The 3,939-nt window shown below is 42.4% G+C and carries 1 protein-coding gene; it reads left to right on the top strand.

Features of this window, described 5'->3' with window-relative positions:
• Positions 1–15 precede the first annotated feature (15 nt).
• Entirely contained in the window at positions 16–3,924 is a 3,909-nt protein-coding gene (locus tag MMIC_RS12505; RefSeq protein WP_083530596.1) for a PAS domain S-box protein, read from the top strand.
• The last annotated feature ends 15 nt before the right edge of the window (positions 3,925–3,939 follow it).

The following is a 3,939-nucleotide window of genomic DNA, read 5'->3' as shown; positions in this document are numbered from 1 at the left end:
CAACGCATTGGTCATATGGGGAATTGGGAATTCGATCTGATTCGTGACAGTGCGGTTTTTTCTGATGAGAGCTACCGTATTTTTGGTGTATCGAAGGATATTATCGACGGAACATTTAAATCTTTTTATCGACTCATTCATCCCGATGACAAACGACTGGTACGTGCTGCAATGAATAAAATCCGTCGTAGCGGCAATTTTTCAAATATCCATTATCGCATTGTACGACCAGATGGTGGGGTGCGGCATATTCAGGCCAGCGGTGAATGTGAAAGAGATGATTCAACCGGTGTATATCGTATGTTCGGTACTTTGCAGGATGTTACCGAGCGTAAACTCTCAGAGCAGATACTGTTCAGGCGTGAAAAGCAGCTGGCAATTCTGGCTGAGGCTGGTCGTACATTGAATGAGTCTATGGATGAGCATCAAATTAAGCGGAAACTGGTTGAATGTGCCTGCAAGATGGTTGAGAGCGAAGCTGGAGCTGTGGGCATTTATAGGCATGGAGAATTGGTTTTTACAGAGTACTTGAAACGTGGTGAATTTATGCCAATTAATTTGAGTTTCCCCTCAGGCTTTGGGGTTCCCGGTCATGTACTCAGTACCCGGAAACATTATGTTTCTAATAATGCTAAGGCTGATGAATATGTTATTCCAGCGATTCAAAAGCAGCTCGGCTTTAAAAAACTGGTAGATACACCCATTTTGGGTAGTCGTGGTAAGTTGCTAGGCTGTTTTGAAATACATGACCGCCTTGATGGGTGCGATTTCGATGAGCTGGATATTCAGATGTTGCAAAACCTCTCCGGAGTTGTTTCGGGAGCTTTGCGCAATGCTCGTCTGCTACATGAACGCAGGACGGCAGAAAATAGTTTGAGGGCCAGTGAACATAGGTTAAACGCAATTCTTTCAAACACCTCTAATATTTCAGTCCAGGGATATGATGAAAACAGAAATGTTACATTTTGGAATGAAGCGAGTAGAAAAATTTATGGCTTTACACCTGAAGAAGCCATGGGCAGGCCACTGGAAGATCTGATTATTCCACAAGCTATGCGAGAGGGGGTTGTTGTATCGATCAACAACTGGCTTGAAAAGGGCGAGAGCATACCCAATGGTGAATTGGTTTTATTAAAAAAAGACGGAACACCTGCCCATGTCTATTCGAGTCACGTGATGACTGAAGATAAAAATGGAAACAGGGAAATGTTTTGTGTCGATATTGATATCAGTGATCGCAAGCAGGCTGAAAAAGAGCTGCGGCATGAGCGTGATCTTGCCCACTTATATTTAAATACGGCTTCGGTCATGATGCTTGTGATTAATAAAGATAAGAGCGTTGGCCTTGCGAATAGAAAAGCATGTGAAGTACTTGGATATTCTGAAGATGAAGTGATTGGTAAAAATTGGTTTGAAAGATTCATACCTGAAGATCAACAGGAAGAAGTTACAGCTGCTTTTGAAATGCTTCTGGCTGGGAAAATAGAACCGGTTAAATTTTACGAAAACCCAATACGTACTAAATCTGGCGATGAAAGGTTGATTGCATGGCACAATGCTGTGTTAAGGGATGAAGCAGGTAAGATCGTCTCAATTTTGAGTTCCGGTGAGGATGTTACTGATCGCAAGCAGGCGGAAGATGCGCTTGTCAGAAGCGAGGAACGTTTTGCGCTTGCGATGAAGGGGGCCAATGATGGTTTGTGGGATTGGAACCTACTCACCAATGAGATTAGCTATTCCGGCCGTTGGAAGAGCATGCTGGGCTATTCTGAGGAAGAACTGGAAGATTGCTATGAAACATGGGAAAGATTGGTTCATCCTGATGATATTGCGTCAGCTAAAGAGTGTATCGAGCAATACCTGACTGGAAAAACATCTGCTTTTGAAACCGAATTTAGAATGCGTCATAAAGATGGTCACTGGATTGATGTGCTTTCGCGTGGCAATGGTGTTTATAACGGGCAGACTAAAACATATGAACGCCTGGTGGGGACTCATGTTGATATAAGCGAGCGAAAAAAGGCTCAAATATCCCTGAAAAATGCTTCAGAACTGACCTCTACAATCATTGCTGAGTTAAAAGTTGGCACTGCTATATATAATGAATCAGGGCAATGTACATTAGTAAATGATGCGATGGCAAGCCAGGTAGGAGCAAGCAAAGAAGATATGCTGGCCCAGAATTTCAATAATCTGGAATCATGGAAAGCTTCGGGTCTGTTGAAAAAAGCGCACAAGGCTCTTGAATATGGCCGTTCCGAGCACCTTAAAGTAGATGTGGTAAGCAGTTTTGGTAAACGAGTGATACTAGATTGTCATTTTGTTCCATTTCAGTCTTCAGGCGTCAAACGCCTTTTGCTAACAACATATGATATTTCAGAATTGAGGTCTTATGAACAAGCGATGGTGGAATATGAAAATAGGCTTCGTATGCTCTCTTCTTCTGTCGAGCAGGCTGGGGAATCCATTATAATAACAGATCTGAAAGGAACGATTGAATATGTGAATCCATCCTTTACACGAATGACCGGGTACACAGCTGAAGAGGTATTGGGTGAAAATCCAAGGATTCTTAAAAGTGGTAATCAATCAGCGGAGTACTATGAAGAACTCTGGGAGACGATATCTAGTGGCAAGATCTGGCACAGTTCGATCATGGATCGACGTAAGGATGGCAGCCAATATCCAGCAATTATGTCGATTTCTCCGATTGTTAACGATAAGGGTGAAATAACACATTATGTTGGTATCCAGCAGGATATGACTGACCATGAAGAGCTGGAGAGACAATTTCAACAGGCTCAGAAAATGGAAGCAATTGGCACACTGGTCGGTGGCATCGCCCATGATTTTAATAATATGCTGGCAGGCATGATAGGAAATCTCTATCTGGCCAAGAAAAAGCTAAAACAGCAACCAGAGGTGCTGCAAAAACTTACCAGTGTTGAAGAGATCTCATTCCGGGCAGCTGATATGATTAAGCAATTGCTAGCATTTGCCCGCAAAGACCAGATCAGTATGAAGTCAATTCCATTGACTTCATTTATCAAGGAGACCATTAAATTTTTGCATGCATCCGTGCCTGAAAATATTTCTGTTCAGCAAGATGTTTGCGGTGAATCGTTACAAATCAAGGGAGATGCTACGCAGCTTCATCAGGTGTTGATGAATTTAATGAACAATGCCCGTGATGCACTGGAAGGTACGAAAAATCCCTGTATTTCTATTCGACTCGCGCCTTTCCATGCCGATGAAATGTTCATAAAAAACCATTCAAATTTTAAACTCGGTAATTATGCTCATTTGAGTATTGAAGATAATGGTAGTGGCATTCAGGCCCATCAGATTGATCACCTGTTTGAACCATTTTTTACCACCAAAGAAGAGGGTAAGGGAACCGGCCTTGGTCTGGCCATGGTTTTTGGAGCCGTTAAAACGCACAGAGGTGTTGTGGATGTTGAAAGTGTTGAAGGCAAGGGAGCTACCTTCCATGTTTATATCCCCCTGTTTGAATCAACGCGTTCTGTTCTGGACTCACCGAAACAGCAGTTAGTTATTCAAGGGCGAGGAGAAACCATTCTTCTTGTTGATGATCAGCAACAAATCACGGATACAGGTAAAGAAGTATTGGAATCTCTTGGTTATCATGTACTCATTGCTGCTGATGGTCAGCAGGCACTCAATCTGTTTGAAGCTCATCTGGATGAGATTGATTTAATTATTATCGATGTGGTGATGCCGGTGATGGGTGGGATTGAAGCAGCCGGATTAATACGCCGGAGAAAACCGCAAGTGAAAATAATGATGTCGACAGGTTACGATAAAAACACCCAATTTAATTTGGAAGATGAAGTAATTCTCAGAAAGCCTTTTGCAATATCAGAAATGAGTCAGTTGATTCGGAATGTGCTAGATGAAATATAGCGCTTCTCTAAATTT

This window comes from Mariprofundus micogutta, from assembly GCF_001895085.1.
In the GTDB taxonomy this organism is placed as follows: domain Bacteria; phylum Pseudomonadota; class Zetaproteobacteria; order Mariprofundales; family Mariprofundaceae; genus Mariprofundus; species Mariprofundus micogutta.
Note: the sequence above shows the minus strand (reverse complement) of the source record. Positions and strands in the feature narration are given on the sequence as shown.

What these genes read in the sequence shown, in the direction of transcription:
- MMIC_RS12505 (WP_083530596.1), top strand. Translation starts at nt 16, where the DNA reads ATGGGGAATTGGGAATTCGATCTGATTCGTGACAGTGCGGTTTTTTCT.